The 26,962-nt window shown below is 68.0% G+C and carries 25 protein-coding genes; 13 read left to right on the top strand and 12 right to left on the bottom strand.

The window, feature by feature from the left end; genetic code table 11:
* Positions 1–33 precede the first annotated feature (33 nt).
* Positions 34–2,145: a phenylacetic acid degradation bifunctional protein PaaZ gene (gene paaZ / locus ACFVTD_RS04310; protein ID WP_387558518.1), complete on the top strand. Its 2,112-nt coding sequence runs from the start codon at positions 34–36 to the stop codon at positions 2,143–2,145.
* A gap of 178 nt (positions 2,146–2,323) precedes the next feature.
* A complete protein-coding gene (locus ACFVTD_RS04305) occupies positions 2,324–2,719 on the top strand; it encodes a VOC family protein (protein WP_387558515.1) in 396 nt (131 codons plus the stop codon).
* 78 nt (positions 2,720–2,797) lie between these two features.
* Here the strand turns inward: ACFVTD_RS04305 and ACFVTD_RS04300 are convergent, their stop codons facing one another.
* The 4 genes from ACFVTD_RS04300 to ACFVTD_RS04285 all read right to left on the bottom strand — a co-directional run bounded on the left by ACFVTD_RS04300 (position 2,798) and on the right by ACFVTD_RS04285 (position 5,770).
* Entirely contained in the window at positions 2,798–3,103 is a 306-nt protein-coding gene (locus tag ACFVTD_RS04300; RefSeq protein WP_387558512.1) for a hypothetical protein, read from the bottom strand.
* Positions 3,104–3,206: 103 nt separating this feature from the next.
* Complete coding sequence (locus ACFVTD_RS04295; RefSeq protein WP_387558509.1) at positions 3,207–3,836, bottom strand: TetR/AcrR family transcriptional regulator; 630 nt, start codon at positions 3,834–3,836, stop codon at positions 3,207–3,209.
* 97 nt (positions 3,837–3,933) lie between these two features.
* Positions 3,934–5,286: a phenylacetate--CoA ligase PaaK gene (paaK, locus tag ACFVTD_RS04290; RefSeq protein WP_387558506.1), complete on the bottom strand. Its 1,353-nt coding sequence runs from the start codon at positions 5,284–5,286 to the stop codon at positions 3,934–3,936.
* Positions 5,287–5,293: 7 nt separating this feature from the next.
* Positions 5,294–5,770, bottom strand: coding sequence for a hotdog fold thioesterase (locus ACFVTD_RS04285; RefSeq protein ID WP_387558503.1), 477 nt, complete (start codon positions 5,768–5,770; stop codon positions 5,294–5,296).
* 267 nt (positions 5,771–6,037) lie between these two features.
* Between ACFVTD_RS04285 and pta the strand changes: the two genes are divergently transcribed.
* Entirely contained in the window at positions 6,038–8,107 is a 2,070-nt protein-coding gene (pta, locus tag ACFVTD_RS04280) for a phosphate acetyltransferase (RefSeq protein WP_387558501.1), read from the top strand.
* 122 nt (positions 8,108–8,229) lie between these two features.
* Here the strand turns inward: pta and ACFVTD_RS04275 are convergent, their stop codons facing one another.
* A complete protein-coding gene (locus ACFVTD_RS04275; protein WP_387558498.1) occupies positions 8,230–9,561 on the bottom strand; it encodes an MFS transporter in 1,332 nt (443 codons plus the stop codon).
* 261 nt (positions 9,562–9,822) lie between these two features.
* Between ACFVTD_RS04275 and ACFVTD_RS04270 the strand changes: the two genes are divergently transcribed.
* From ACFVTD_RS04270 to ACFVTD_RS04255, 4 genes are all read left to right on the top strand, one after another.
* The gene (locus tag ACFVTD_RS04270) at positions 9,823–10,545 is read left to right on the top strand and encodes a GntR family transcriptional regulator (protein ID WP_387558495.1); all 723 of its coding nucleotides are present in this window, start codon (positions 9,823–9,825) and stop codon (positions 10,543–10,545) included.
* Between the two features lie 165 nt (positions 10,546–10,710).
* Positions 10,711–12,057 (top strand): L-fuconate dehydratase, encoded by a 1,347-nt coding sequence (locus ACFVTD_RS04265; protein ID WP_387558492.1) that lies wholly within the window; start codon positions 10,711–10,713, stop codon positions 12,055–12,057.
* Positions 12,054–13,538 (top strand): aldehyde dehydrogenase (NADP(+)), encoded by a 1,485-nt coding sequence (locus tag ACFVTD_RS04260; RefSeq protein ID WP_387558490.1) that lies wholly within the window; start codon positions 12,054–12,056, stop codon positions 13,536–13,538. Before ACFVTD_RS04265 ends, ACFVTD_RS04260 begins: the two co-directional genes overlap by 4 nt.
* A complete protein-coding gene (locus ACFVTD_RS04255) occupies positions 13,535–14,740 on the top strand; it encodes a fumarylacetoacetate hydrolase family protein (RefSeq protein ID WP_387558487.1) in 1,206 nt (401 codons plus the stop codon). The genes ACFVTD_RS04260 and ACFVTD_RS04255 overlap by 4 nt, the downstream gene beginning before the upstream one ends.
* 70 nt (positions 14,741–14,810) lie before the next feature.
* On the opposite strand, the gene ACFVTD_RS04250 is transcribed toward ACFVTD_RS04255, so the two are convergent.
* The gene (locus ACFVTD_RS04250) at positions 14,811–15,101 is read right to left on the bottom strand and encodes a hypothetical protein (protein WP_387558484.1); all 291 of its coding nucleotides are present in this window, start codon (positions 15,099–15,101) and stop codon (positions 14,811–14,813) included.
* 138 nt (positions 15,102–15,239) lie between these two features.
* Here ACFVTD_RS04250 and ACFVTD_RS04245 point away from each other — a divergent pair, with 138 nt between their 5' ends.
* Together ACFVTD_RS04245 and ACFVTD_RS04240 are read left to right on the top strand one after the other, a co-directional pair.
* Positions 15,240–16,400 (top strand): acetate kinase, encoded by a 1,161-nt coding sequence (locus ACFVTD_RS04245; RefSeq protein ID WP_387558481.1) that lies wholly within the window; start codon positions 15,240–15,242, stop codon positions 16,398–16,400.
* A gap of 5 nt (positions 16,401–16,405) precedes the next feature.
* On the top strand, positions 16,406–16,966 hold the full coding sequence (locus ACFVTD_RS04240; protein ID WP_387558479.1) for a GNAT family N-acetyltransferase: 561 nt from the start codon (positions 16,406–16,408) through the stop codon (positions 16,964–16,966).
* A 3-nt stretch (positions 16,967–16,969) separates the two neighbouring features.
* Here ACFVTD_RS04240 and ACFVTD_RS04235 read toward each other — a convergent pair whose 3' ends face one another.
* From ACFVTD_RS04235 to ACFVTD_RS04220, 4 genes are all read right to left on the bottom strand, one after another.
* Entirely contained in the window at positions 16,970–18,166 is a 1,197-nt protein-coding gene (locus ACFVTD_RS04235) for an NAD(P)/FAD-dependent oxidoreductase (protein ID WP_387558476.1), read from the bottom strand.
* A 4-nt stretch (positions 18,167–18,170) separates the two neighbouring features.
* Positions 18,171–18,377 carry a DUF2945 domain-containing protein gene (locus ACFVTD_RS04230; RefSeq protein ID WP_043452340.1) on the bottom strand — a complete coding sequence of 69 codons (207 nt, stop codon included), beginning with the start codon at positions 18,375–18,377 and terminating at the stop codon, positions 18,171–18,173.
* A 96-nt stretch (positions 18,378–18,473) separates the two neighbouring features.
* Positions 18,474–19,358: an alpha/beta fold hydrolase gene (locus tag ACFVTD_RS04225; RefSeq protein ID WP_387558473.1), complete on the bottom strand. Its 885-nt coding sequence runs from the start codon at positions 19,356–19,358 to the stop codon at positions 18,474–18,476.
* Complete coding sequence (locus ACFVTD_RS04220) at positions 19,262–21,490, bottom strand: S9 family peptidase (protein ID WP_387558470.1); 2,229 nt, start codon at positions 21,488–21,490, stop codon at positions 19,262–19,264. Before ACFVTD_RS04220 ends, ACFVTD_RS04225 begins: the two co-directional genes overlap by 97 nt.
* A gap of 154 nt (positions 21,491–21,644) precedes the next feature.
* Between ACFVTD_RS04220 and ACFVTD_RS04215 the strand changes: the two genes are divergently transcribed.
* The 4 genes from ACFVTD_RS04215 (at position 21,645) to ACFVTD_RS04200 (ending at position 24,862) form a co-directional block, all read left to right on the top strand.
* A complete protein-coding gene (locus ACFVTD_RS04215) occupies positions 21,645–22,205 on the top strand; it encodes a hypothetical protein (RefSeq protein ID WP_387558467.1) in 561 nt (186 codons plus the stop codon).
* Positions 22,206–22,218: 13 nt separating this feature from the next.
* A complete protein-coding gene (locus tag ACFVTD_RS04210; protein WP_387558465.1) occupies positions 22,219–23,838 on the top strand; it encodes an FAD-dependent monooxygenase in 1,620 nt (539 codons plus the stop codon).
* A gap of 192 nt (positions 23,839–24,030) precedes the next feature.
* Positions 24,031–24,228 (top strand): hypothetical protein, encoded by a 198-nt coding sequence (locus tag ACFVTD_RS04205; RefSeq protein ID WP_387558462.1) that lies wholly within the window; start codon positions 24,031–24,033, stop codon positions 24,226–24,228.
* A 211-nt stretch (positions 24,229–24,439) separates the two neighbouring features.
* Complete coding sequence (locus ACFVTD_RS04200; RefSeq protein ID WP_387558460.1) at positions 24,440–24,862, top strand: Hsp20/alpha crystallin family protein; 423 nt, start codon at positions 24,440–24,442, stop codon at positions 24,860–24,862.
* Positions 24,863–25,046: 184 nt separating this feature from the next.
* On the opposite strand, the gene ACFVTD_RS04195 is transcribed toward ACFVTD_RS04200, so the two are convergent.
* On the bottom strand, positions 25,047–25,985 hold the full coding sequence (locus ACFVTD_RS04195) for an NAD(P)H-hydrate dehydratase (protein ID WP_387558457.1): 939 nt from the start codon (positions 25,983–25,985) through the stop codon (positions 25,047–25,049).
* On the bottom strand, positions 25,969–26,775 hold the full coding sequence (locus ACFVTD_RS04190) for a histidine phosphatase family protein (protein ID WP_387558454.1): 807 nt from the start codon (positions 26,773–26,775) through the stop codon (positions 25,969–25,971). The genes ACFVTD_RS04195 and ACFVTD_RS04190 overlap by 17 nt, the downstream gene beginning before the upstream one ends.
* Positions 26,776–26,962 lie beyond the last annotated feature (187 nt).

The raw sequence follows: 26,962 nt of genomic DNA, 5'->3' as shown, positions 1-26,962 counted from the left end.
TTGCCTGCCCCCTTGTTGGAAGGACCGTCAACGATGACCACCACAGCCACAGCTCCCCAGGCCACGGTCGACACCGTGGAGACAGTGCCCAGCTTCGTCATGGACGCCTGGTGGACGCCCAACGCCGGCTCCTCGGCTTCCGCGGTCCCCGTCCGGGACGCGAGCACGGGGGAGGTCCTGGCCAAGGTCAGCACGGAGGGGCTGGACCTCGGCGCCGTCGTGGAGTACGGCCGCGCCACCGGCCAGGCTGAACTGGGCAAGCTGACCTTCCATCAGCGCGCCCTGAAGCTCAAGGAACTGGCCCAGTACCTGAACGCCCGCCGTGAGCACTTCTACAACTTCTCGTTCCAGACCGGCGCCACCAAGATCGACTCCATGGTGGACATCGACGGCGGCATCGGCGTCCTGTTCACCTTCGGCTCGAAGGGCCGGCGGGAACTGCCCAACTCCCAGGTGGTGGTGGACGGCCCCATGGAGGCGCTCTCCAAGGACGGCTCCTTCGCCGGCGAGCACATCTACACCCGCATCCCCGGCGTCGCGGTACAGATCAACGCTTTCAACTTCCCGGTCTGGGGCATGCTGGAGAAGTTCGCGCCCGCGTTCATTGCCGGCGTCCCCACGATCGTCAAGCCCGCCACCCCCACCGGCTACGTTGCCGCGGCCGTGGTCAAGGCCATCGTCGAGTCCAACATCCTGCCCAAGGGCTCGCTCCAGCTGGTGTCCGGCTCCGTCCGCGGGCTGCTGGACGTGCTGGACTACCGCGACCTCGTGGCGTTCACCGGCTCCGCGTCCACTGCCAAGTCGCTGAAGTCCCACCCGAACGTGGTGGAGGGCGGCGTCCGGTTCACCTCCGAGACCGACTCCCTGAACGCCGCCATCCTGGGCCCGGACGCCGTGGAGGGGACTCCGGAGTTCGATGCCTTCGTCAAGTCCGTGGTCACCGAGATGACCGTCAAGGCCGGCCAGAAGTGCACCGCCATCCGCCGCGCCATCGTGCCGCAGGAAGTGGTGCCCGCCGTGTCCGCGGCGATCGGCAAGCGCATCGCCGAGCGCGTGGTCCTCGGCGACCCCCGCGGCGAGGGCGTCACCATGGGTGCCCTCGCGTCCGTGGAACAGCTGGAGGACGTCCGCGCCGCTGTGCAGTCCATGCTCGACGCCGGCGGTGAGCTTGCGTACGGAACGCTCGATTCGCCGTCGGTCACCTCCGCCGACGGAACCACCGGGGTAGTGGACGCTGGGGCCTTCATGGCACCTGTGGTCCTGAACTGGGACAACCCGGAAGCTGAGGCCATCCACTCGCTCGAGGCGTTCGGGCCTGTGTCGTCCGTGATCGGCTACAAGGACCTGGCCGATGCCGTCCGCCTCGCCGCCCGTGGTGGCGGCTCGCTGGTGGCCTCGGTCTGCACCAACGATCCCGATGTGGCCCGCGAGCTGGTCACCGGCATCGCCGCCCACCACGGCCGCGTCCTCATGCTGAACCGTGAAGACGCCCGCACCTCCACCGGCCACGGCTCGCCGGTTCCCCACCTGGTCCACGGCGGGCCGGGACGCGCCGGCGGTGGCGAGGAGCTCGGCGGCATCCGGTCCGTGCTGCACCACATGCAGCGGACCGCCATCCAGGGGTCGCCGAACATGCTGACCGCCGTCACCGGTGTGTGGCATACCGGGGCCGACCGCAACTTCACTGTGGAGACCGAGGGCGCGCATCCGTTCCGGAAGCACCTGTCCACCCTGCGGATTGGCGACGCCGTCCGCTCCGACCTGCGGCAGGTCACCCTGGAGGACATCACCGCGTTCGCCCACTCCACCGGCGACACGTTCTACGCCCACACGAACCAGGAAGCAGCCGAAGCCAACCCGTTCTTCCCCGGCATCGTGGCGCACGGCTACCTGCTGCTGAGCTGGGCCGCCGGGCTCTTCGTGGAACCTGCGCCGGGCCCGGTCCTGGCCAACTACGGCCTGGAGAACGCGCGCTTCCTCACCCCCGTGGCCGCCGGCGATTCCATCCGGGTGACCCTCACCGCCAAGAAGATCACCCCGCGCGAAACCGACGAGTACGGTGAAGTGGCCTGGGACGCCGTCCTGACCAACCAGGACGACGAGATCGTGGCCACCTACGACGTCCTCACCCTCGTCGAAAAGTAGCCACACGCCCCATCACTTACTGTCGGTTTTTCCCACACGCCCCATCACTTCTTTGAAGAAAGTGATGGGGCGTTTGGGTTTGGTGGGCGGGAGGTGATGGGGCGTTTGGACCCGGGTCTTTTTGGGGCCGCCGGGCGTATGATTCTGCCCGTAGGAGGTGGCCCCAATGACCCTCAAAATGAACACAGCCACAACCATCCTGCCTGTCGACGACGCAGCCCGTGCCCGCAGTTTCTATACCGAAAAGCTTGGGCTCCCGCACCGCGGAATGACCGACGACGGCAGCGAATTGCTCGGAACCGACGGCGGCCCGTTGCTGCAGCTGATGCCGGTCTCCGACGGCAGGCACTCGGACCACACGGCGCTGAGTTTCGAGGTTGCGGATATCGAGGCCGCCGTCCGTGACATGGAGGCGAGGGGGGTCATGTTCCAGGACTACGACCTGCCCACCCTGAAGACCGAAAACCACATTTGCACCACGGCATCCGAGAAGTGCGCATGGTTCATGGACACCGAGCACAATATCCTCTGCGTCCACCAGAACCTGGGCAGCGAACCCGAGTACCAGCTCTAGGCACGCGGACAGAATAAAACAGCAGGGGCACCCCGGTCGGATCGGGGTGCCCCTGGTGTTTGAGTGGTTGCCGCGACGTCAGCTCTCGGCGCCGCCGTGCAGGCCGTCGTCGCTGCTGTCATCCTCGCGTCCGGTGCCAGGGCCGTCCTCGCTGCGGTCAGAAAGATCCATGTTGCCGCGGGCCTCGTCCATGGTGGGGCCGCCCGGCGGGACGCTGTAGGTATCGGGGCGGATTCCGTGCGCCTGCTCCTCGATCAGGGCCTGCTCCTCGCTGAAACGGATCGCGTTGGCCTCGTCGCCGGCGTCGCCGGGGATGTCCTCGCGGAGCTTCGACGGATCCGGGACAATGAATCCTGCGTCGGGCTCTTCTTTGTGGGTACTCATCTTCCCTACCTCCCTGGAATCACTGGTTTCCTACCACCGTAGCCGGGGAGCAGCTAAATACCAAGCACGCTTAGTACTTCGCTCCGGCCAGGGCCTGCGCTGTCTATAAGTCTGCGTGCAGGCCGTCGAATGCCATGGTGATGACGTCGTCGGCCAAGCGCTGCGGAGAGAGGGCCCCGCCCGGCTTGTACCATTCCACGATCGAGTTGATCATGCCGAACAGGAGCCTCGTCACGGTGCGCGGATCGATGTCCTGGCGCAGCGAACCCTCGTCACGGGCGGCCGAAATCAGCGCGGCCACCTTGTGGTCGAAGGTCCGGCGCCGTTCCAACGCGTCCCGCTCAATCTCCGTGTTGCCGCGCAGCCGCAGCAGCAGCGTGACGAAGGGCAGGCGGTCCACCAGCACCGCCACCGTCTGGCGGAGCACGAACTCCAGCCGGGCATCGGCGGCACCTGAGGTGGCCTCCGGCTGCTCAAGGATGGACTCAAGGCCGCCGAGCGCGTGGTCGAGGGCAAGTTTGAGCAGGTCGCCCTTGGACGGCACATGGTGGTAAATGGCCGACTTGGAAATGCCCAGGTTGTCCGCCAGAATCCCCATGGACGTGGCGTCGTAGCCATGGCGGTTGAAAACGTCGACGGCGATGCGCAGCACGGACTGCTGGTCATAGCCGGGTCGGCCGCGCTTGGCGGTGCCGTTGCCGGCGGTGCTGGTGGTCTGGCTGGTGCTGGGCATAGTGGCTAGTTTCTCACGAACGGTCGGTCGGTCCGGGAGCTCCGGGCCGGCCGGGAGGTATCCCGGCCGGCGTCGGCCGCGCCCGCAGCATGTTCCGCTACGCCTTGGGCCGCATGTCGTAGATGCGGCGGAGCTTGCCGTTGGACCGCTCCAGCGAGCCCGGCTCCACTACATTCACGGTGCACGAAGAACCCACATGGATCTTGATCTGTTCCTTCAAGGTGCGCGCCGCCGTCGTGCTCTGCTCAATGGTGACGGCGTCCCGGCGCTCGATCTTGACCGTCAGCTGGTCCATCCGCTGGCCTTCCGGCCGGGTCAGCTCGAGCTGGAAGTGCGGGCTCAGCTCGGGGATGCGCAGGGCGATTTCCTCGATCTGGGACGGGAACAGGTTCACGCCGCGCAGGATGATCATGTCGTCGCTGCGGCCGGTGATGCGGCCCATCCGGCGGTGCGCCGGACGTGCCGAGCCGGGCAGCAGTCGGGTGAGGTCCTTGGTGCGGTAGCGGATGATGGGCAGCGCTTCCTTGGTGAGCGACGTGAAAACCAGCTCGCCGTGCTCGCCGTCGCGCAGGACGTTTTCCCTGCCCGGGGCCGGGTTGAAGGCGTCGATGATTTCGGGGCGGAAGTGGTCCTCCCAGATGTGGCTGCCGTCCTGGGTTTCAACGGCCTCGCCGGCCACACCCGGGCCCATGACCTCGGACAGGCCATAGATGTCGCACGCCTTGATGTTCATCATCACTTCGAGTTCGTGGCGCATCTCCTGCGTCCACGGCTCGGCGCCGAGGACGGCGAACTTCAGCGAGGTGGAGGCGGGGTCGATGCCCATGTGGGCCATGGCGTCGGCGATGGTGAGCAGGTAGGTGGGGGTGGCCAGGATGGCGTCCGGCTTGAAGTCCTGGATCAGCTGGATCTGGCGTTCGGTCTGGCCGCCGGACATGGGGATGACGGTGCAGCCCAGGGCTTCGGCGCCGGCGTGCGCGCCGAGGCCGCCGGTGAACAGGCCGTAGCCGTAGGCATTGTGGACCTTCATGCCGGGGCGGATGCCGGAGGCGCGGAAGCTGCGGGCGACGAGCTTGGCCCAGTCGGCCAGGTCCTGCTTGGTGTAGCCGACGACGGTGGGCCGGCCGGTGGTGCCGGAGCTGGCGTGGATCCGGGCTACTTCATTTTGCGGCACCGCGAACATGCCGAACGGGTATTCCTCCCGCAGGTCGTCCTTGGTGGTGAAGGGGAAGTTGCCGAGGTCCTCGAGTTCGCGCAGGTCTTTGGGGTGGATCCCCGCTTCGTCGAACTTGCGCTTGTACAGCGGCACGCGCTCATAGGCGTAGGCCACCGTGTGCTGGAGGCGGGTGAGCTGGAGGGCCTCGAGCTCGTCGCGGGAGATGGTTTCCTCGCGGTCCAGGCCAGGATCGATGCCGGCAGCGGCGGGGGTTTCGGGGGCATGCAGGGTCATGATTTTCCTACTTCTTGGGGATGGTGCGGCTGCGTCCGCGGAACTCGGCGATGAGCTCGCCCGGGGTGCTGGAACTGGCCTGGCCTTCGGGAGCCGGCGCACCGGCGTCGGCGGCGAAAATTTGGATGTCGTACAGTCCGCTGCGGCCGGCGCTGGAACGGCGGTCCGCGACGGCGGTGAGCACCTGGCCCCGGAACGCGGGCTTGAGGAAATTAATGTCGACGCCCGAGGCAACCGTGATGGTGTTTTCCTCACCGGGTGCAGGGTGGATGGGGTTGCACGCCAGGGCGAAGGCAGTGTCGCCGAAGGCGAAGATCATTCCGCCGTGGGCCATGCCGAAGCCGTTGAGCATTTCCTGCCGGAGCGTCATCCGGATGGTGGCGTGGCCGTCGCTGAGTGCGAGGACCTCGATTCCCATCCACTCGGAGGCGTAGTCGTTTTCCAGGATGGGGTGGGTGGCCCCGGAAAGTGTAGTTTCAGCCATGCGTCATTGCCTCCAGCTTTATTTACCGAATGTTCATTAGGTAATCCTATGAGGGGGTCCGGTGTCAAGGGGAGCCGTGCCTTCCCGCCCGGTTACCCGGCCGGCTTTCCCCACTTGGGCCGGGGACACGCCGTCGTCCGCGGCGCGCCGCAGGGTGCCGGGGAAAGTAACTGGGCTGGAACGCACGACGACGGCACGCACCTTTGTTCGTTGCGCCGCCGGAAGTGCAAGGATTGGGGGACCGGCACCAACAGCAAAGGGCGGACCATGGCCACAGGCATCTACGTCAGCGCAACCACCCCCGGCTCGGGCAAGTCCCTCGTGGCCCTGGGCCTGGCGGACACCCTCCACCGGCACGCGGACAGGATCGGCTTCTTCAAGCCGGTGGTCCACGGACCCTCGGCTGCCGATGACCCCATGGTGGCGCTGATGAAGGCCCGGTTCGCCCTGGAGGACGAGCGCTGCCGCGGCGGCCTGACCTACGATGAAGTCCGCACCCTGCTCGCGGAAGGGAACCGGGCGGAAATCGATGCCCGGTGCGTGGAGATCTTCGCGGACATCGCCCGGCACTGCGATGTGGTGATCGTGGAGGGGACGGACCTGGTGGGCCAGGACTCCGCCGTCGAATTCGACCTCAACGCCCGGCTGGCGAACAACCTCGCCACGCCCGTGGTGGCGGTGGTGGGCGCCAAGGGGCGGACAGTTTCCGAGACCGCCGCCGCCGTCGAAGTTGCCCGCAAGGAACTCGCCGCCGAACGGTGCGCGCTGCTGGCCATCATGGTCAACCGGGCCGGCGCGGGAGACCTGGACGCAATCGCGGCCGCCCTGAAGCCCGGCGCATCCGGCCGCCCGGTGTACATCCTGCCGGAGCTGGAGGAGATCGCCCGCCCCACCACCGGCGAGGTGGCTGCGGCCCTGGGCGTCCGCCAGATCGCTGGAACGCCGGACATGGAACGCGACGTCCGTGACATCAAAGTGGCCGCGATGAACGTGGGCAACTTCCTGAATGTGCTGGACGAGGGCGCCCTGGTCATCGTGCCGGGGGACCGGGCCGACGTGATGGTGGCCTGCCTGGCCTCGTCCTTCTCACCCGAATTCCCGGTGGCGTCGGCGCTCATCCTCACCGGTGGCCTGGCGCCGGACGCCAACATCTACCCGCTCCTGGCGCAGGCGCCGTTCCCGGTCTTCGCGGCGGACGAGGACACCTACCACACGGCCCGCAGGGTGTCCGAGGTCCGCAGCGAGATCTGGTCGGGCCACCGTCGCAAGGTCGCCTCTGCCCTGGGCCTCTGGTCCCGCCGCGTGGACGAGGCCGAGCTGGTGGAGCGGCTGCATTTGCCGCGGGCGGAACGGATGACCCCGCTGCGGTTCCTGCACGACCTGATCGAGCGGGCCCGGGCGCAGCGACGCCACGTGGTCCTGCCCGAGGGAACGGACGTCAGGATCCTGCGGGCCGCCGAGATCCTGCACCGCCGCGACGTCTGCGACCTGACCCTGCTGGGCCCCGAATCCGATGTCCGGGAACTCGCCGCCGCCCACGGCATCGACCTGACCGGCATCAACGTCATCGACCCCGCCACCTCCGACCTGCGGCAGAAGTTCGCCGAGAAATACGCGGAACTGCGGGCGCACAAGGGCATCGACCTGCCCAAGGCACTGGAGATCATGCAGGACGTCAGCTACTTCGGCACCATGATGGTCCAGCTCGGCGTGGTGGACGGGATGGTGTCCGGGGCCGCCCACACCACGGCGCACACCATCCGGCCCGCGCTGGAGTTCGTGAAGACGCGGGAGGGCGTGAAGATCGTCTCCTCGGTGTTCCTGATGCTCATGCCGGACCGGGTCCTGGTCTACGGCGACTGTGCCGTGAACCCGGACCCGAACGTGGAGCAGCTGGCGGACATTGCCCTCGCCTCGGCCGAGACCGCCGCCCAGTTCGGGGTGGAACCGCGGGTGGCCATGCTGTCCTACTCCACCGGCGGCTCGGGCGCGGGCGAGGCCGTGGACGAGGTCCGGCAGGCCACCGAACTGGTGCGCGAGCGGCGCCCGGACCTGGCCGTCGAGGGCCCCATCCAGTACGACGCCGCCGTTGACGCCTCGATCGCCGCGTCCAAGATGCCCGGCTCCTCCGTGGCCGGCCAGGCGACGGTGTTCATCTTCCCGGACCTGAATACCGGCAACAACACGTACAAGGCAGTGCAGCAGAGCTCCGGTGCGGTGGCGGTGGGGCCGGTCCTGCAGGGGCTGCGGAAACCGGTCAACGACCTCTCCCGTGGCTGCACGGTGGAGGACATCGTGAACACGGTGGCCATCACGGCCATCCAGGCCCAGGCCTGACGGCGGACGGGCCTGTCGGCACCCCGGACGCGGGTTCCCACAGGCCCAGCCGCCAGTAAGGCAAACAACGACGCCGGCACTCGGGTGAGTGCCGGCGTCGTCCTTTTGGGGCGCTGGGGTTGCTAGGCGGCTGCCTTGACCTTCAGCGGCTCGATCCTGCCGATAACGAACAGGTAGTTGGCCGCGCCGATAAGGGAGATTGCGCCGATCACGGCCAGCGGTGCCACGAAGGACCCCGTCTGGTCCACCAGCACGCCGATCAGGATGGGCGTGAAGATGCCGGCCAGGTTGGAGGCGAAGTTCTGCAGCCCGCCGATGGATCCGACGTGCCGGGAGCTGGGAGCAACGTCGGCCGGCAGCGACCAGATGCCGGTAGCGGCCACCGTGAGGCTGGAGTAGGCGACCGACAGCAGGGCCAGGGCCATCCAGGCCTCCGGAACCAGTGCGGCGAACATGATGACCGACCCGCCGGCCAGGCCGCCGGCAATGGCTGTCTTGCGGACCTTGCTGACCGGCGATCCTGCGCGGACGGCACGGTCGGCAAGGTATCCGCCGAGCCAGCCGAACAGGACCGCGCAGATGCCGGGGATGGCACCGAAGAAGCCGAGCTTGAGGAGGTCGAAGCCGCGTTCCTTGACCAGGTAGCTGGGGAAGAACGTGATGAAGAAGTAGATGGCGCTGTTCAGGCAAAAGAACCCAAACATCATGCTGAGGATGGTGCGGTACTTGAAGAGCGAACGCCAGGGAAGCTTGGCTGCGCTTTCGTCATCGCTTGCCGCGCCGCGGGCGCCGCCATCCTGGATGTAGCTGACCTCGGTGGCGTTCGCGCCGCCGTGCTCTTCAGGGTTGCGGTAGTACTTCCACCAGACGGCGGCCCAGATGATCCCGAGGACGCCGATGATGATGAAGACCGCATGCCAGGAGGTGAATGCCACGATCAGGGTCACGATGGGCAGTGCGATGACGGCCCCGACCCGCGACCCGGAGTCCCAGATGCTGGTGGCGAAGGCGCGTTCCCGGACGGGGAACCAGATGGCCACCACCTTGGCGGCAGTACTGGGCGCGGGGCTTTCGCCGACGCCCAGGAGGAACCGTGCGGCGAACAGGGACCAGAAGCTGGAGGCTGCCGCCGTCACCATGGTGAAGACGGACCACCACAGCGCGGCCAGGGAGAAGGAACGGCGGGGGCCCACCTTATCCACGTACCAGCCGGCGGCGAGCTGGAAGAAGTCGTAGGCCCAGAAGAAGGCAGCAAAGATCAGCCCCTGCTGGGTGGCGCTGAGCTCGAAGTCCTTGCCCATGAAGGGCAGGGCGACGCTGAGGCTGGACCGGTCAAGGTAGTTGATGCTGAGGCCGATGAAGGCAAGCCAGATGATCACCCAGCGCTTGCGGGTCATGAGGCGGGGCTGCCGGGATGGATTGGTGATGGAGGTCTTACTTCCGAGCGTAGTCATGCGGTCTCCTTCGACTTTTACATGGCTTCGGGTGCGGGTCGCACGGCGGGAGGGGGAGACGCGGAAGATCGCAGCGCCAAAATCGTATAGGAATCGGATTAATCATATAGAAAGTGTGACCGGGATCAAGTACCTGTCCAAAAAAACCCATTCACGAAGGCTGCCGCGGGGTGTGGCTTATGATTCCCCCAGGTGACTCCCGGCCGAAAAGGCCGCGTCCAAGCTCCGCAGCAAGTCCAAACCAGTGCAAGAGGTAACCGCGTGCCCCCACGTCAACCGTCCGAAACCTCCCGCGGCAAAGCCGCCGTGCCCGACGTCTATTCGGCGATGCGTGCCTCAATCCTGGAAGGCGAGATAGCGCCCGGCACCCGGATCAACATCGACGCCGTCGCCCGCAGCCTGGGCGTGTCCCAGACGCCCGTCCGCGAGGTGCTGCAGCGGCTCGAAGGCGACAACCTGGTGGTGTACAACCCCGGCCGGGGATACAGCACCACCCCGCTGCTGGACCTCCCGGAACTGCGCTCGCTGTTTGAATTCCGGCTCCTCGTGGAACCGTGGGCGGCCCGCGCGGCCGCTGTTGACCGCCTCACCAATCCGGCCGGTGCGCTTGAGAAGGAGCTGGGCAGCTTCCGGAGTGCTATGAAGCGGAGCAAGGACCTGCGGCAGGACCTGGTGGCCCATGACACGCGGTTCCACGACACGATCCTTGCCGCATCCGGGAATCCCGTGGTCCGGCATGCCTTCGCGCAGACCCATTGCCACCTGCATACCTTCCGGCTGTATCCGGCCGATGTGGACGGTGCCATTACGGTGGCCGAGCATACGGCGGTCCGGGAAGCTATCGAGGCGTGCGATCCGGAAGGGGCAGAGGCGGCCATGACGACGCATATCCGCAACTCCTTTGACCGCTTTGCGCAGGCCTTTGAAGTGGAACTCGCCCCGCTGGAGGACAGTGGACCGCCGCGCAGGCACATCATCACCTAGCTCTCGACGGACAGCCCCGGCCCTGGGTGGCCGGGGCTGTCGCGTTTGCGGGGCCAGCCGGAGCGGTCATTAGTTGACGTAGATCACGCCTCCTATATGATTTTAGAAATTCGTATAGGAATCGAATCTTTCCCTTCTCCAGCTCCGCACCGAAAGTTGAGATCCATGCCTTCCATCACGTCCATCAACACCCAGGACGTCCGCTTCCCCACGTCCCTTGAGCTCGACGGTTCAGACGCGGTCAACGTAGACCCTGATTACTCGGCCGCCTATGTGGTCATCCGCACCGACGCGGGCGACGAGGGCCACGGCTTCGTCTTCAGCTGCGGCCGCGGCAACGAAATCCTGACCGCAGCCATCGACGCCTATGCCCGCCTGCTGGTGGGCCGCAACATCGAGGAGCTCATCAGCGACCTGGGGGCGGCCTCCAGGCTCCTCATCCACGACTCCCAGCTCCGCTGGCTGGGCCCCGAAAAGGGCGTGACGCAGATGGCCTGCGGCGCCCTGGTCAGCGCCCTGTGGGACATCCGTGCCCGCCGGGAAAACAAGCCCCTCTGGCTCCTCCTCAGTGAGATGACACCCGAGGAACTGGTCAGCGTGGTGGACTTCACCCATATCCGCGATGCCCTCAGCCCGGAGGAAGCACTTGGGATCCTCCGTGCCGGCCAGGAGGGCAAGGAACAGCGCATCGCCGGGCTCAAGGCTGACGGCTTCCCCGCCTACACCACCTCCCCGGGCTGGCTGGGCTACAGCGACGAGAAACTGGTCCGGCTCAGCAAAGAGGCTGCTGCCGAGGGGTTCTCCATGATCAAGCTCAAGGTGGGCGGGGACTTCAACGACGACCGCCGGCGCATGGCACTGGCCCGCGAGGCCGTGGGTGGCCTGCCCATCGCCATTGATGCCAACCAGCGGTGGGAGGTTTCCGAAGCGGTTGAGTGGGTCAACCAGCTGGCAGAATTCAGCCCCTACTGGATCGAGGAACCCACCAGCACCGACGACGTCCTGGGCCACGCCGAGATCCGCCAGGGCGTGGCCCCGGTCCGGGTGGCCACCGGTGAAGCAGTGCAGAGCCGCATTGTCTTCAAGCAGCTGCTGCAGGCAGGTGCCATCGACGTGCTGCAGCTCGATTCCACCCGCGTGGCCGGCGTCAACGAAAACATCGCCATCCTGCTGCTGGCCGCCAAATTCGGGGTGCCCGTCTGCCCGCACGCCGGCGGCGTAGGCCTGTGCGAACTGGTCCAGCACTTCTCCTTCTTCGACTACGCAGTGGTGGGCCGCAGCCAGGAAAACCGCATGATCGAATTTGTGGACCACCTGCACGAGCACTTCGCGGAACCCGTCAGGATCGTCGACGGCCGCTATGCCGCACCGGAACTGCCCGGCACCGGCGCGGAGATGCTCAGTGCCTCCCGCACCCGCTGGCAATTCCCCAACGGCGCCGGATGGCAGGAAGTGGGCGGCCGCGCCGCCGTCACCGGCGCAGCCCTGGCCCCCGCCGGAGCGGTCCGATGACCGCAGGAGTGAACGCCGTCGTCGAGGCCGCAGCATCCGCTTATGAAAAGGGCCGGACCGTGGATCCCAACACCCGCGCGGGCTGGCTCGAAGCCATCGCCGCCGGACTGGAGCAGGATGCTTCCGGGCTGGTGGAAACGGCCGTCCGGGAAACCCACCTGGGCACCCCGCGGCTGGAGGGCGAGCTCAAGCGCACCGTCTTCCAGCTGCGGCTGTTCGCGGACGAGATCCGCCGCGGCGAGCACTTCGACGCCACCATCGACCACGACGACCCGGCGTGGGGCATGGGGCCGCGGCCGGACCTCCGGCGGTACAACGTGCCCCTGGGCGTGGTGGGGGTTTTTGGTGCCTCCAATTTCCCCTTCGCGTTCAGCGTGATGGGCGGGGACAGTGCCTCGGCCCTGGCGGCGGGCTGCTCCGTGGTGCATAAGGCCCATGACGCCCACCGCGAACTGGCCGCCCGCACCGCCCAGGTAGTCATCGATGCCCTGGAGAACGCCGGGGCCCCGCACGGACTCTTCTCGATGGTGACCGGCCGCCAGGCGGGGGAGGGCCTTGTTGACCATCCCCTGGTCAAGGCCATCGGCTTCACCGGCTCAACCGCCGGCGGCCGCGCTTTGCTCAACCGGATTGCGGCGCGCCCCGAACCCATCCCGTTCTTCGGCGAACTGGGCGGCATCAACGCCGTTTTCGTTACACCCGGGGCATGGTCAGCCCGGCGGGCAGAGATCATCAAGGGCTACGCAAGTTCCTTCACCCTGGGGATGGGTCAGTTCTGCACCAAGCCCGGGCTGCTGTTCGTCCCCGCCGGGGACGCGGAGGCGCTCCGCAGCGAGCTGGGGGAGGCCCTGGCAGGGTTCGCCCCCGCCCGGCTGCTCAGCGAGCGCCTGCACGCCGGCTACACCGGCGCCGTCGCCACGCTCCGGGACAGCGGGGGAGTGGGAGTCCTGCTGGAAGGGGACTTTGCGGACGAGCCCGCGCCCACCGTCCTGCGCACCACGGCGGAGGAGGTCCGGAAGAATCCCGCCTTGCTGCGGCAGGAAATGTTCGGGCCCGCCAGCCTGGTGGTGGAGTATCGGGACCAGGCGGAGCTGCCGGAACTGGCGGCGCTGCTGGAAGGGCAGCTGACCACCACGCTGCAGGCAGAGGAGGACGACGACGTCTCCGAACTCGCTGCCCGGCTGGCGGACATCAGCGGGCGGGTCCTCTGGAACGGCTGGCCCACTGGTGTGACAGTCAGTTACGCCCAGCACCACGGCGGCCCCTACCCGGCCACCACCTCGAACACCACCTCCGTGGGGACGGCGGCCATCCGCCGCTTCCTCCGCCCGGTGGCATACCAGTCGTTCCCCGCAGCCCGGCTGCCCGAACCCCTGCAGGACGGCAACCCGTGGCGGGTCCCGCAAAGGGTCGACGGCGTCTGGCGGCACCCTGCGCCGGGCACCACAGCTGACGGGGCCGGGACGGGGGTACAGCAGTGAGTTCCACGTCCGCGGCAGTACGTTCCGTTCTTCCCGAGGACGCCGGCCAGGCACTGCTCATTGGCCGGGTCTGGGACGTTGAAACGGCCGGTCCGCGCGTGGTGGCCGTCAGCGGGGACACCGTCTTCGACCTGCACCGACTGGCCGCCACGGTCTCCGGCCTGCTGGAACTGCCGGACCCGCCCGGAGCCGTCCGCGCGGCCTTGCTGGATCCCGACCTGGCCGAACCCCGCTGGGCGACGGCCGACGTCGTCAATTCCTCCCTGGCCGGCGACGGGGCCGCGCCGGATGACAGCAGGCCCAGGCTCTTGGCACCCATCGACCTCCAAGTCATCAAGGCCTGCGGCGTCACGTTCGTGGACAGCATGATCGAACGGGTCATCGAGGAGCGGTGCGCGGGCGACGCCGCAAGGGCGGCCGAGGTGCGGGAGCTGGTGGGGCGTGCCCTGGGCGGAAGCCTGGCCGACCTTCGGCCCGGATCCGCGGAGGCGGCCGAAGCCAAGCGGATCCTGATTGCCGAAGGGCTGTGGTCGCAGTACCTGGAGGTAGGAATCGGCCCGGACCCGGAGGTCTTCACCAAGGCGCCGGTCCTGTCATCAGTGGGCCTGGGCGCGGAGATCGGCATCCCGTCGTTTTCGTCCTGGAACAACCCGGAACCCGAACTGGTGCTGATCGCCACGTCCTGCGGCCGGGTGGTGGGTGCGACGCTGGGCAATGATGTGAACCTGCGAGATGTGGAAGGCCGGAGTGCCCTGCTGCTAGGGAAGGCCAAGGACAACAACGCCTCCAGTGCGCTGGGGCCGTTCATCAGGTTGTTCGACGGTGGCTTCACCCTCGACACGCTGCGCGATGAGGAAATCCTGCTCCGCGTGGACGGTGCTGACGGCTATTTGCTGGAGGGCCGGAACAGTGTGGCCCGGATCAGCAGGCCCTTCGAGGAGCTGGTGGCCGCCACCTACGGGAAGCACCACCAGTATCCGGACGGCTTCGCCCTGTTCACGGGGACCCTCTTTGCGCCCACGCAGGACCGGGACGAACCGGGCCAGGGCTTCACCCATAAGCATGGCGACACCGTCACCATCCGCAGCCGCCACCTGGGTGCCCTGGTCAATCGGGTGGGCCCATGCGAGGAACTGCCGCCCTGGACGTTCGGCCTCCGGCAGCTGTTCGACTACCTGGCACGGCAGGGGGCAAGGGCTTAGCTGCGGGGCAACAAACAATGACGCCGGCACTCGGGTGAGTGCCGGCGTCGTCCGTTTTGCCCCGGAACCGTCAGCTGTTGTCCGGTTTGGCCACGCTCTCCGGGTCTTCCTCCTTGGCAGGCTCGTCCGAGAGGCCCTGCGGCGTCAGGTCCAGGCCTTCCCGGTCCTCAGGGGCCTCGGGAGCTTCCCCGGTTTCGGCTGCCTTGAGGTGGCCGGTATCGTCCAGGGCCGGGTTGGCGCCCTCCACCCCCGTGGGGTCATCCTTGCTGCCCGAATCGGGCTGCGCGTTGAGCGGGGCGGTGCTGCTGGATCCCGTGTTGGTGGGGTCGTTCTCGTCGATCGAATTGGGCTCGTTCGTCATGGAATTGTCCTCTCGGCGTGGTCCAGCCTTATCTGCCGACTCTATGCACAGGCTTCGCCGCTCCGCAAGGAACGGTGCGGGAGCGCAGGCACCTATAGTGGGGGTTGAACTGCAGACGCCAGGCTGAGGAGGCCCCGCATGCTCGTGCTCGTCATCAACTCCGGTTCGTCGTCGCTGAAGTACCAGGTCCGTGATGTGGCGGCCGGGACGGTGCTCACCGAGGGACTGATCGAGAAGATCGGCATGGGCAACGGCGGCGGCGGGGACGGTGAGGTGGAAGGTCCGCGGGACCACGCCGAGGCCCTGGAGCAGGTTGACGCAGCGATCCATGCGGAACTGGGGGACCGGGAACTGGGCGCAGTGGGGCACCGGGTGGTCCACGGCGGTGAGCGGTTCGCCGAGCCGGTGCTGGTGGACAACGAAATCACCCGTGCCATCGAACGCCTCAACCCGCTGGCGCCGCTGCACAACCCCGCCAATGTCCTGGGTATCCGCGCCATCACCAGGAAATGGCCCAAGATGCCGCAGGTGGCCGTGTTCGACACCGCCTTCCACCGCACCTTGCCCGAGCACGCCTGGCGCTACGCCGTCCCGGACGAGCTCTACACCAACCACGGCATCCGCCGGTACGGCTTCCACGGCACGTCGCACGAATACGTTGCGCGCCGGGCTGCGGCGCTGCTGGACATACCCATCGAGGAGTTCGACGGCGTCATCGCCCACCTGGGCAACGGCGCGTCCGTGACCGCCATCCGGGGCGGCCTCTCAGTCGACACCTCCATGGGCTTCACTCCGCTCGAAGGCCTGGTGATGGGCACCCGCTCCGGCGACCTGGACCCGTCCATCCTGGTGTTCCTGGGCCGTGCCGGGTGGACGCCGGAGGACATCGACACCATGCTGAACCGTGAATCGGGGCTGAAGGGCCTGGCCGGCAACTATGACATGCGCTCTGTGGTGGAGGCCTCGGAGGCCGGCGATGAACGCGCCTCCATGGCGCTCGCGGTGGCGTCCTACCGGCTGGCCAAGTACATCGGCGGCTACCACGTGGCCGTCGGAGGGGCCAAGGCGCTGGTGTTCACTGCCGGGATCGGTGAGAACTCGCAACAGTTCCGGGCGCACGTGGCCGACCGGCTCGGCGCCCTGGGCATCGAGCTCGACGGCCGCCTGAACGTAGGGCGGTCAAAGGAACCGCGCGTTATATCCACGCCGTCCTCGGCGATCCCCGTCCTGGTGGTTCCCACGGACGAGGAGCGCGCCATCGCGGAGGCGACGGCCGCCGTCGTGTCCGCCGCCAGCTAAGCCCCATGCCTGAGATCCGCCTGCCCATCACCACCGAACGGCTGGTCCTGCGCCGGTTCAACGGCGGCGACCTGGACGCCTTCCACGCCTACCACTCGCTGCCCGACACCGCTCGCTTCCTGCCCGGGCCGGCCAAGACCTATACGCAATCCATGGAGCGGGTGGGCAGGTACGCCAACTTCGTTTTCGAGAAGGAGGGCGACTGGGTGGCCCTGGCCATCGAAGCGGCCGAAGAGCCGGGCCTGCTGGGTGAAGTGGTCCTGAAATGGCTCCCCGGCCACGGGCAGGCCGAAATTGGGTGGACCCTGGCGCCGGCGGCCCGCGGCAAGGGCTACGGGACGGAGGCGGCTGACGCCATGCTCCGCCGTGGCTTCGAGGAACTTGGCCTGCACCGGATCGAGGCACGGCTGGATGAACTCAACCATGCCTCGGCAGCACTCTGCAGCCGGCTGGGCATGCGGCTGGAGGCACGGCACATCGATAAGTGGCGTTACAAGGGACAGTGGGCCACCGAGCTTGTCTACGCGATCCTCGCCGCTGAATGGCGTGTAGGGGCCGGCGGTTAGCCGTCAGGCCCGGCCCTTGAGGATGAGGTTCCAGTAAATCCTGGGAAAGAGGTCCCGGTCCACCACCCAGGACAACCTGCTTTCGTTCCAGGTAGGCACCCGGGGGATGGTGGGCTTGGGCCTGTATGTGTCGTCGAATTCGGCGAACACCACGGTGTCCCGTGACACGGTGAATGGGCAGACCGAGTAGCCGTCATACTTGGCCCGCAGCGGCTTTCCTTTCCTGGCGGCCACCAGGTTCCTGGCCACCACCTTGGTCTGCTTGCGCAGCGCCCCGCCGGACTTGGAATTGGTGGTCCCCGCGGCGTCGCCCAGTGACCACACGTTGGGATAGCGGAGATGGCGCAGCGTCTGCCGGTCCACTTCCACGAAGCCGCCCGCGTCACCGGGAGCCGGCAGGTCCGTGGCCTTGAGCCAGTCCGGGGCCGACTGCGGCGGGACGGCATTGATGAAGTCGTATGCCAGGTCCTCCGTGGTATTCGCCGCGTTGTTGCGGATGGTGGCCCTGCGCCCGGCGGTGCTGACCGCCACCAGCTCGCTGTTGGTCCGCAGTTCAATCCCGTACTCGGCGATCTTGCGGTTCAGTTCGCGGTCCACCTCCGGCACACCGAACACGGTGGGGTAGGGCTGCACCATCACCACCCGGATCTTGTCCAGGACCCCCTGTTCGCGCCAGTAGTCGCAGGCCAGGTACATGGGTTTCTGGGCGGCGCCGCCGCACTTGATGGGCCCCGCCGGCATGGTGAACACGGCGGTTCCGGAGGTCAGGGCGCTGAGCAGCGTCCAGGCTTTGGGGGCCAGTTCAAACTCGTAGTGGGAGGCACCATTCGGCGAATGGACGGCCTCGGCGAGTCCGGGCACCGCGTCCCAGTCGTACTGCAGTCCCGGGCATACCACCAGCTGCCCGTACGCCACCCGGGCCCCCGATTCCAGCGTGACGGTGTTGCCCACCGCATCCACGCCGGCGGCCGCATCCCGGATCCAGGTGACGCCGTTGGGGATGACCGATTGCTGCGGCCGGATGGCCTCCGCGGCCTGGGCCCGGCCGCCGGCGATATGCGAGAACAGCGGCTGGTAGAGGTGGTGGTCCCGGGGTTCGATCACTGCCACGTCCTTGACGCCGTAGCGCTGCAGGCGGGCCGCCAGGGAGATGCCTGCGTTGCCGCCGCCAATGACCACCACCTCGTGCTGGGCCGCCACGGGACTACTTCTTCTCGGTCAGCGCGGATGCCTTGTGCGCCGCCCGGGCGCCGGTCTTGTCCGATTCCACCACGTACTGCGGTTCGTCCTCGCTGGCGCGGTGGGTGTTGCCGTCGAGCTCGAAGTCGCTGGTCTTCTTCTCAACGATCCTGCCGTGCGTCTTGCCCTGTGAAGTGTTCCACTCCACGTGCGTTCCCTTGCTCAAAGACATGCCTGCTCCTCTGGTATCCCGTGCCGAAAAACAAGTGCCCCCCAATAGTAAGCATGGTGAGCTTTTGCGGGTATGGGCAGCCGCCCGATCCGTTCCTCACCAGGAGCGGAGCGCCTTTGCCGCTGCGGCCGCAAACCCCTCCGGCTCGTCCACCCAGGGAAAGTGTCCTGCACCGGCAACCACGTGCAGGCGGGCGTTTGGGAACAGCCCGGCGAGTTCCTCCATGGTAGTGACCGGGAGCCCCACATCCACCGACCCCGCGAGGATGTCCACGGGCACCCGGAGCGTTGCCAGGGCTGCCCGTGTCGCTGCCGGATCGAAGGCACCCTCCGCCCCGAAGGCTGCTGAGGCAGCGGGCTTTGCCGCTGCCTCCATTCCGGCGTGGTATTCCGCCGCGGCCTGGTCCCACCGTCCGAAGCTGAAGGGGGCGATGGCGTCCCAGTCCCCGTCGCGGGCCTCTCCGGACTGGATCCGTCCGAGAGCCGCGGACGCCGCCGCGTACCAGGGTTCCCCGGCACGGGAACGGGCGGCGGCGGACCGGGCGCCGTCCGCGATGTCGATCCCGACCGCCCGGGTACTGGGTGCAACGAGCAGGAGCCTGGCGACTCGGTCCGGGTACAGCCCGGCGTAGCGGAGCACGATGTTCGCTCCTGCGGAGTGCGCCAGCAGGTCCAGGCGCTCCGGGCCGAGCCGTACCCTGAACCGTTCCAGCCCGCCAGCCACCGCATCGCACCGGTACGCGGCCGGTACCGCGTCGTCGCCAATGTCCGCTCCGGGGTCGAAGAAGGCGAGTTCGGCGATCCGGTCCAGGCCGCCAAGGTCCCCCAAGTACGCGGCGGGAAGGAACGGGCCCCCTGGAACGCAGACCAGCGGGCCGGCCGCCGTCAGCGGTGCCCCGGCTTCAGGCCGGCGCCGGGAAGGACTTCGGTGGCGCCCAGGGCATCGGCGATGAACGCGTAGTCCCAGGCCCGTTCCCGCCACTGCACGTACCGGCCGGAGGCGCCGCCGTGGCCGCCGTCCATCTCAATTTTCATGACAATCGGCGCCGAACCGGTGGTCTTGTTCCGCAGTTCCTGCACCCACTTGGCCGGCTCCACGTAGAGGACCCGGGTGTCGTTGAAGGACGTCACGGCGGCGATCTTGGGGTAGGCCACCTCCCGCACGTTCTCATACGGGGAGTAGGACTTCATGTAGGCGTAGGCCTGGGGATCGGTGATGGGGTTGCCCCATTCCTCCCACTCCAGGGCGGAGAGCGGCAGGTCCGGGTCCAGGATGCTGGTGAGCGGGTCCACGAACGGCACCTGCGCCACAATGGCGGCGTACTTCTCCGGTGCCATGTTGGCAATGGCGCCCATCAGCAGCCCGCCCGCGGAGCCCCCGAGGGCTGCGATCCGGGCCGGGTCCACCCAGCCTGAGTTTGCGAGCCAATCAGTGGCGTCCACGAAGTCGGTAAAGGTGTTCTTCTTGGAGAGCTTCTTGCCGTCCTCGTACCAGTGCCGGCCCAGCTCGCCGCCGCCGCGGATGTGGGCGATCACGAACACGATGCCGCGGTCCAGCAGCGACAGCCGTGCGATGCCGAAACCCGGATCCATGCTCATCTCGTAGGAGCCGTACCCGTACACCAGGCCAGCCGCCGTCGAATCCTGCTTCACGCCCTTGTGCCGCAGGACGGACAGCGGGATGCGCGTGCCGTCGCCGGCGGTGGCCCATTCCCTGGTGGCCACGTAGTCGCTGCCGTCGTAGCCGCCCAGGACGGGGCTTTCCTTGCGCAGCAGCAGTTCGCCGGCAGGCTGCTCCGGGGTGGGCAGCACGAAGTCGTAGATGCGCGACGGCGTGAAGTAGGACGTGTAGCCCAGCCGGATGACGGGAGCCTCATAGTCCGAGCCGCCCACGCCGGCGGTGTAAAGCTCCTCGTCGAACGCCGGTTCCACGGGCTCCTGCTGGGTGCGCGTGCCGAGCCCGGCAAGCCCCATCACCTGCACACGCTCAATGGTGTCCTTGCGGATGGACACCACAAGGTGCGTGGCGGTGACACCGGCGCCGTTGACGCGCACGTCGTCGGAATGCCCGACGACGGTCTGCCAAGCCTGTTCGGCCAGCGGCTTTTCCAGCTCGGCCGGGTCCGCCAGGGAGACCATGGAGTTGATGGCGCCACGGTTGTGCGTGAGCAGGATGCGTTCCTGCCCGTCGAGCAGGAAGGGCTCGGCCTCGTACAGGACGCGCTCGTTGCGGGAAATCACCGTGGTGACGGTGCCGGTGGGATCGTCGAAGCGCAGCAGCCTGGTTTCGCTGTACTCCGAGCACCCGATCCCCAGCACCAGGTGGCGCCGGTCCGCGGACAGCTCGAAGCCCAGCCACATGGCGGCGTCGTCCTCCTGGTACACCACCACGTCCTCCGACACGGGGGTGCCCAGGACGTGCGCCTTCACCTGGTAGGGGCGCCAGGACTCGTCCACTACGGTGTAGAACAGGCGGGTGCCGTCCGGGGAGAAGGCAACCCCGTAGAAGATGTTCTCGATGACATCCGGCAGCAGCCCGCCCGTGCGCAGGTCCTTGATCCGCAGCGTGAAGCGTTCGTCGCCAGCGTTGTCCACCGCGTAGGCGTACAGGTTGCCGTCAATGGTGACGGCGGTGCCGCCCACGGAGAAGAACGGCTTGCCTTCGGCCTCCACGTTGCCATCGAGGAGGATCTCCTCGCCGGGGATCCCTACCCCGGCCTCCACGGCCGGCGGCGTCCAGTCGGCCACCTTGTCTCCGGTGTCCTGCGCCTTTACCCGGCAGTGGATGCCGTACTCCTTGCCTTCCGCGGAGCGGCTGAAGTACCACCAGCCGTCCTTTCGGTGAGGGACGGACAAGTCGGTTTCCTGGGTGCGGCCCTTGATCTCCTGGAAGATGGCCTCACGGAGCGGTTCCTGGTGCGCGGTGACGGCTTCCTGGTAGGCGTTTTCGGCCCGAAGGTGCTCCACTACCTCGGCCGATTCCTTGTCCCGCAGCCATTCGTAGTTGTCCACGAAGGTCTCCCCGTGGTGGGTGCGCTCGGTGGGGATCTTCTTGGCGGCCGGGGGAGCCGGGACCGCAGTGCCGGCGGAATCCTGCAGGGAAGTGGAGGTCATGGATTCAATATATCCACCACCCCGGGCGGGCCAGGGGGCCGTTCGCTGACGGGGGAGACGCGCCGGGCTGGAAGGGGGCGAAAGACTCTGGGCCTCCTGGCCGGCGACGGTCAGGCTGGAAGGGTGCTGGGGCACGCTGGCAAAGGAGATTGGCATGACCCCTCAAACCGGACCTGCTCCCCGGCCCAGGGCATGGCTGGCCGTGGCCCGATGCGTGGGAACGTCCTGCGTGATGCTCGCCCGCCGGCGGGTGCATCTTCCCAAGGACAACGTGGGCCGGGTGCTGCGTTTCGCCGATGGAAGCACGTCACGGGTCTACCGGGAGACCGCCGTCGAACGCCAGGTAACCGAGCCTTGCGTGCTGGTGGTGGCCTTCACGCTCCGGTGGGTGCGGGGCCGGGCCCACCGCCTGTTCGAGGTGGAAAGCCTGCTGAACACGCCCCTGTTCGTAGGTTTTCCCGGGTTTGTCTCCAAACTTTGGTGCGCGCATGACACCTTCGGCGCCTACCGCGGGCTGTACGAGTGGGACGGCGCCGAACGGGCCCGAAGGTATGCTGCGGCGCTCTGGCGGGTCCTGGAGCTGGTCAGCGTCCCCGGATCCATCAGCTACAAGGTGCTGCCCGGCCTGCGCCGCGACGAGGTGCTGGCGGACCCGGCCAGGATTGGAACCGCCGGCCCGGAGCACGCCTGGTGGCGGCTCCGCCCGCAGGACTGACAGCTGTCCGAGCGTGGGAGGCGGACAAGGCGCGACGGCGGACACCGACGTCGTGGTCATCGGCGCCGGTCCCGCAGGGCTCACCACAGCCCTCCAGGCTTTGGCCCATGGGGCCACCGTGCGGGTGGTGGACCGGCGGGAGCACCGGTCCCGGCCGTCCCGGGCGCTGATGCTGCATGCCCGGGCGCTGGAGGGCCTCCGCCCACTGGGCGTGACGGATGAGCTGCTGGGCAGGGCGGACACCGCTCCTGAAGCCCGGATCCATCTGGGCCGGCGGGTGGTCGAAGCCCGGTTGGGGCACGCGGACCTTCCGGACACCGCCTTTCCGCACCTGACCCTGGTCCGGCAGGCCGACGTAGAGGAGGTCCTCTGGCAGGCATTGAAGGCGAGGGGCGTGGAGGTGGAATGGGGTGTGGAATTCCGGCGCCTGCACATCGGACACGGGGCAGGGAACGCACCGCAGGGTGAAACCCTGGTCCACGCGGAGTTGCGGGGTGCCAACGGGCCTGGACATCACGTATCCCGGTTCCTGGCCGGGTGCGACGGGCAGTGCAGTACCGTCCGCGGCGGCACCGGTATTCAGTGGCGCGGCGGCCCGTACCGGGTGGAGGCGGTCCTGGCCGACGTCGAACTTGACGGCGCCCTGGATCCCGGTCTGCTGCACGTGGCGGTGGGAAGCGCCGGGCTGGCCTTCCTCTTCGCCCTGGGCGAGGGCGCCACCTGGCGGATGCTGGCCACCCGTCCCGCGGCACCGGACCCGGCGGCCGCCTTTGGCCAACTGGGCCCGGCACTTCCGCCGGAGGAAGTGGCGCGGCTGGTCAGGGAATCGGGATTGGAGGCCACAGTGCGTGAGGTGCGATGGTCCGCGCAGGTGCCACTGCAGCACCGGATTGCCGGCACTTTCGGGCGCAGTCCCGTCTTCCTCGCTGGCGACGCCGCCCATGCCCATTCCCCGGCGGGAGGGCAGGGCATGAACAACGGCATCCTGGACGCCCTCAACCTTGGCTGGAAGCTTGGTTTCGCCTCGACCGCAGGCAGGCCGCTTCCGGAACTGCTGGCCACCTACGGGCAGGAGAGGTTGCCCGCGGCCCGGCGGGTGCTGGCGCTGACGCACCTGATCTTCTTCGGCGAAGCCTCGCCGCATCCTGCGGCCCGCGCAGCCCGCAGCGTTATGCCCCTGATTGCTCCGGCCCTGCCGCCGCTGCTGCGGCAGCGGTGGCTCATCTCCAAGGGAATCAGGCTGCTGGCCCAGCCGTTCGTGAACTACCGGAACAGTCCCATTTCCCGTGACGGCACGCCCTGGGCCGGCGGGTGGCCACGGCCCGGCGGGAGGCTGCCCGACGCCCCGGCATCCGTGGACGGGCATCTTGTCAGGCTCCACGAACTGACCGCAGCGCCTGGCATCCACCTCCTGCTGGGGCGCGACGCCGGCCCAGCCGCCGTGGGTGCCGGCCCGGTCGCCGCAGCGCTGGGCAGGCAGCCCCGGCTGCTCCACATCCACCGCCTGTCCAGCCAACCCGGAGCGGGCATGGTTGCGGTCCGCCCCGATGGCTACGTGGGATTCCGCTGCGGCGACGCGGACCCGGCCCAACTGCTCGACTGGCTGCGGCTGGTGGGCGCGGTCCGGCACTGACGGACCCGCACGCCGGCAACCTCCCGCCGTCGTGATGCTCCATCACTTATGGCTCCTAAAACCGGGGCTTTTAGGGACCAAAGCTGATGGAGCAACGGGGAGGGTGGTTGCAGGCGGAGCGCAAGCGTAGGCTGGTCAGTTCAAGGCACATCCGCCTCGTGTGTGATCCGCCCATCGTGAGAAGGGAAGTTCATGACCATCCCGCCAGTGCACGAACCTGAGCCGTTTCCGCCGGAACCGGGCCCGGAGCCCACCTCCCCGGACCCCACCCAGCCGCGTCCGCCCGGTCCGCCGTCCCCGAATCCGTTCCCCGCGCCGGAGCCCCCGGGCCCGCTGCCCGTCCCGGACCCCGGGCCGGCGCCGCTCCGCCCGGACCCCACCAGGGACTGACCGCCAACTCCAAAGGGTCCTTCCAGCTGCGCTGCCCAAGCCCAGCTGGAAGGGCCCTTTTCCAAGCCCGTGGGCGCTGGAAAATCTCCCGGAATCCGGTGCCGGAAGCCCTTGCGGACCTGCTTCTCCAGTGCTAAAAAATCTATATCAGCCACCATAGATCGGCTGATATGGGAATGATGTTGGACCATCTCTTATGAGGAGGGAAGCCATGTTGATGCGTACCGATCCGTTCCGCGAGCTGGACAGGCTGGCCCAGCAGGTCCTCGGCACGGCTGCACGCCCGGCGGCGATGCCGATGGATGCATGGCGTGAGGACCAGGAATTCGTCGTGGCCTTCGATTTGCCCGGCGTTACGGTGGACTCGGTGGACCTGGATGTTGAACGGAATGTCCTGACGGTGCGGGCCGAACGCCCCGACCCCGTGGGCAAGGACACCGAATTGATCGCCTCCGAACGGCCCCGCGGCGTCTTCAGCCGCCAGCTGATCCTCGGCGACACGCTGGACACCGACCACGTCAAGGCCAGCTACGACGCCGGCGTCCTGACGCTCCGGATCCCGGTCGCCGAAAAGGCCAAGCCACGCAAGATCGAGATCGAAACGAAGGGGGCAAAGCAGGAAATCGCCGCTTAGTCTCACCACAGGACCGGGAGGCGGGCACATCTGTTGACTGCCTTTTTGGGGCGAATCGCCATTCTGTGCACGCCACAGCGCCAGACAGCGCATCGGCAGCGTAGGCCTTAACCTCCCGCCACGGTGGCCCCCGGTTTCGGCCGGGGGCCATCCACGTTTCCGGGCTTCCGTCGCGGGAAGGCCGTCAGACGCTGAGTTCCAGCATCAGCGCGGGCAGTTCATCGGCCAGCTCGCGGGCCAGGAATCCCAGCGGCCCCATCCTGCTGGCCAGCCGGTCCGCCGCCGCCGCGTGCAGGTGCGTACCCCAGCAGGCTGGCTGGGCGCCGGTGGTGCCGCGCGCCCGGAGCCCGGCAATTGCTCCCGCCAGCACGTCGCCGCTGCCGGACGTGCCCAGGCCGCCGTACCCGGTGGTGATTTTCCACAGGCCGGGGAGGTCCGGGTCCACCCCCTTTGGCTTGCTGATCAGCCCCTGGCAGCTGACCACGGCACCAAACCGTTCAGAGATTTCGGCGACGTCTTTTTCGAGGTCCGCCACGTCCCGTTCCAGCAGGATCGCCGCCTCGGTGGGGTTCGGCGTCAGGATCAGCCGGCCGCGCCAGGGGTCCAGCTGGTCCTCCAGGTGCGCCACAGCGGCCAGCGCATAGGCATCAAGGACGACGGCGGGACCTCCTTGACTGCCGTCGGAAGCGCCGGAGGTGCCGTCCCCGTCGCCGCTTGCCTCCCGGGTAAGCATGGCCTCCAGCAGGTCGCCGGCCAGGTCAGGGTCGTCCAGCCCCGGTCCAACCAGCACTGTGTCTGCCCGGTCCAGATACGAGGAGATGCCGTCGAGCTCGGCTTTGACGGATCCGCCGGACGTTTCCGGCAAGGCGACGGCGCCGCATTCGGGTACCGCCACCCCCAGTTGCACGGCCACCGACTCCGCTACTGCCAGCGTAAGTTTCCCTGCCCCCGCACGCAGGGCTGAAACGCCGGCCAGCAGTGCCGCGCCGGGAGTGGAGCGGGCACCGCCCACCACCAGCACCGAACCGCGGGAATACTTGTCAGCTCCCGGTGCGGGCAACCGCCAGTCCCGCAGGAGCGAGGGTGTTACGGGGACGGGAGAGGAGTCACTGCGGCCGGACACTGGTGTCTCCTGCGTGCTCGGTGATGGCGACGCCCTGCTCGGCCAGGTGGTCGGCGACATTGAAGCTCTCCAAAGTCCACGGGCCGGCGCCGGACGGGCGGACGAACCGGGTCACGGACGCGTTGAGGATGGCCTCCCTGGCGGCCAGGTCCAGCAGCTCCTTTTCACTGAGCCCCTCCAGCACGTAGCGGAACAGCATGATCACGGCGTCGTGGCACACGAGCATCACCCGGTGTCCGGTGCCCAGGTTGTTCAACTCCGCCAGGACGGAGCGGAGCCGCAGCGCCACGTCGGCCCAGGATTCCCCTCCGGGCGGCCGGTAGTACAGCTTGCCGAGCCAGTCCCGGCGCTCTGATTCCTCCGGGTAGCGGTTCTCCACGCCCAGCCGGGTGAGCCGGTCCAGGATGCCCAGCTCACGGTCCCGGAGCCGCTCGTCCGTGCGCACCTGCACCGGCCAGCCGGCGGTTTCCACCGCGATCTCGGCCGTCTGCCGGGCCCGCGCGTAGGGGGAGGACACCACAGCGTCCGGCCGGAACTCCCCGGCAGTCCGGCCCAGGGCGGTGCCCAGCGCTTTGGCCTGGTCCCTTCCCGTCCCGGACAGGTTTACGTCCGCATCGCGGGCGGGAACCTCGATGACCTCCACCCCGGCTTCCCGCGCCTCGGTGGCCGCAACGTTGCCTTCGCTCTCCCCATGCCGGATCAACAGCAGCTCCACCGCCCCGGCCTCCTGGACCGCCTGGGTCAGGCCGTCGTCGTCCGCTGCGGCACCCTTCGCCCACTCATCCTTCACAACACCACCCCATCCGCTCGCCGTGCCAAGTGCAGGAACATTACCCACGGCGTACCCACGCGGCGGCGGAAAATAACGGACGACGGCGGCAGCCCGCCTTGGTGCCGCGGCCGCAGTTCGACGCGCAGCACCCTTCGCGACCCGCAAAGTCCTTGACGCACCCCATTTATCGGCGCGTCAGGGAATT

Source organism: Pseudarthrobacter sp. NPDC058119, assembly GCF_042884655.1.
Classification (GTDB): domain Bacteria; phylum Actinomycetota; class Actinomycetes; order Actinomycetales; family Micrococcaceae; genus Arthrobacter.
The sequence above is the reverse complement of the archived record's forward strand: the minus strand, read 5'-3'. Positions and strand labels throughout refer to the sequence as shown.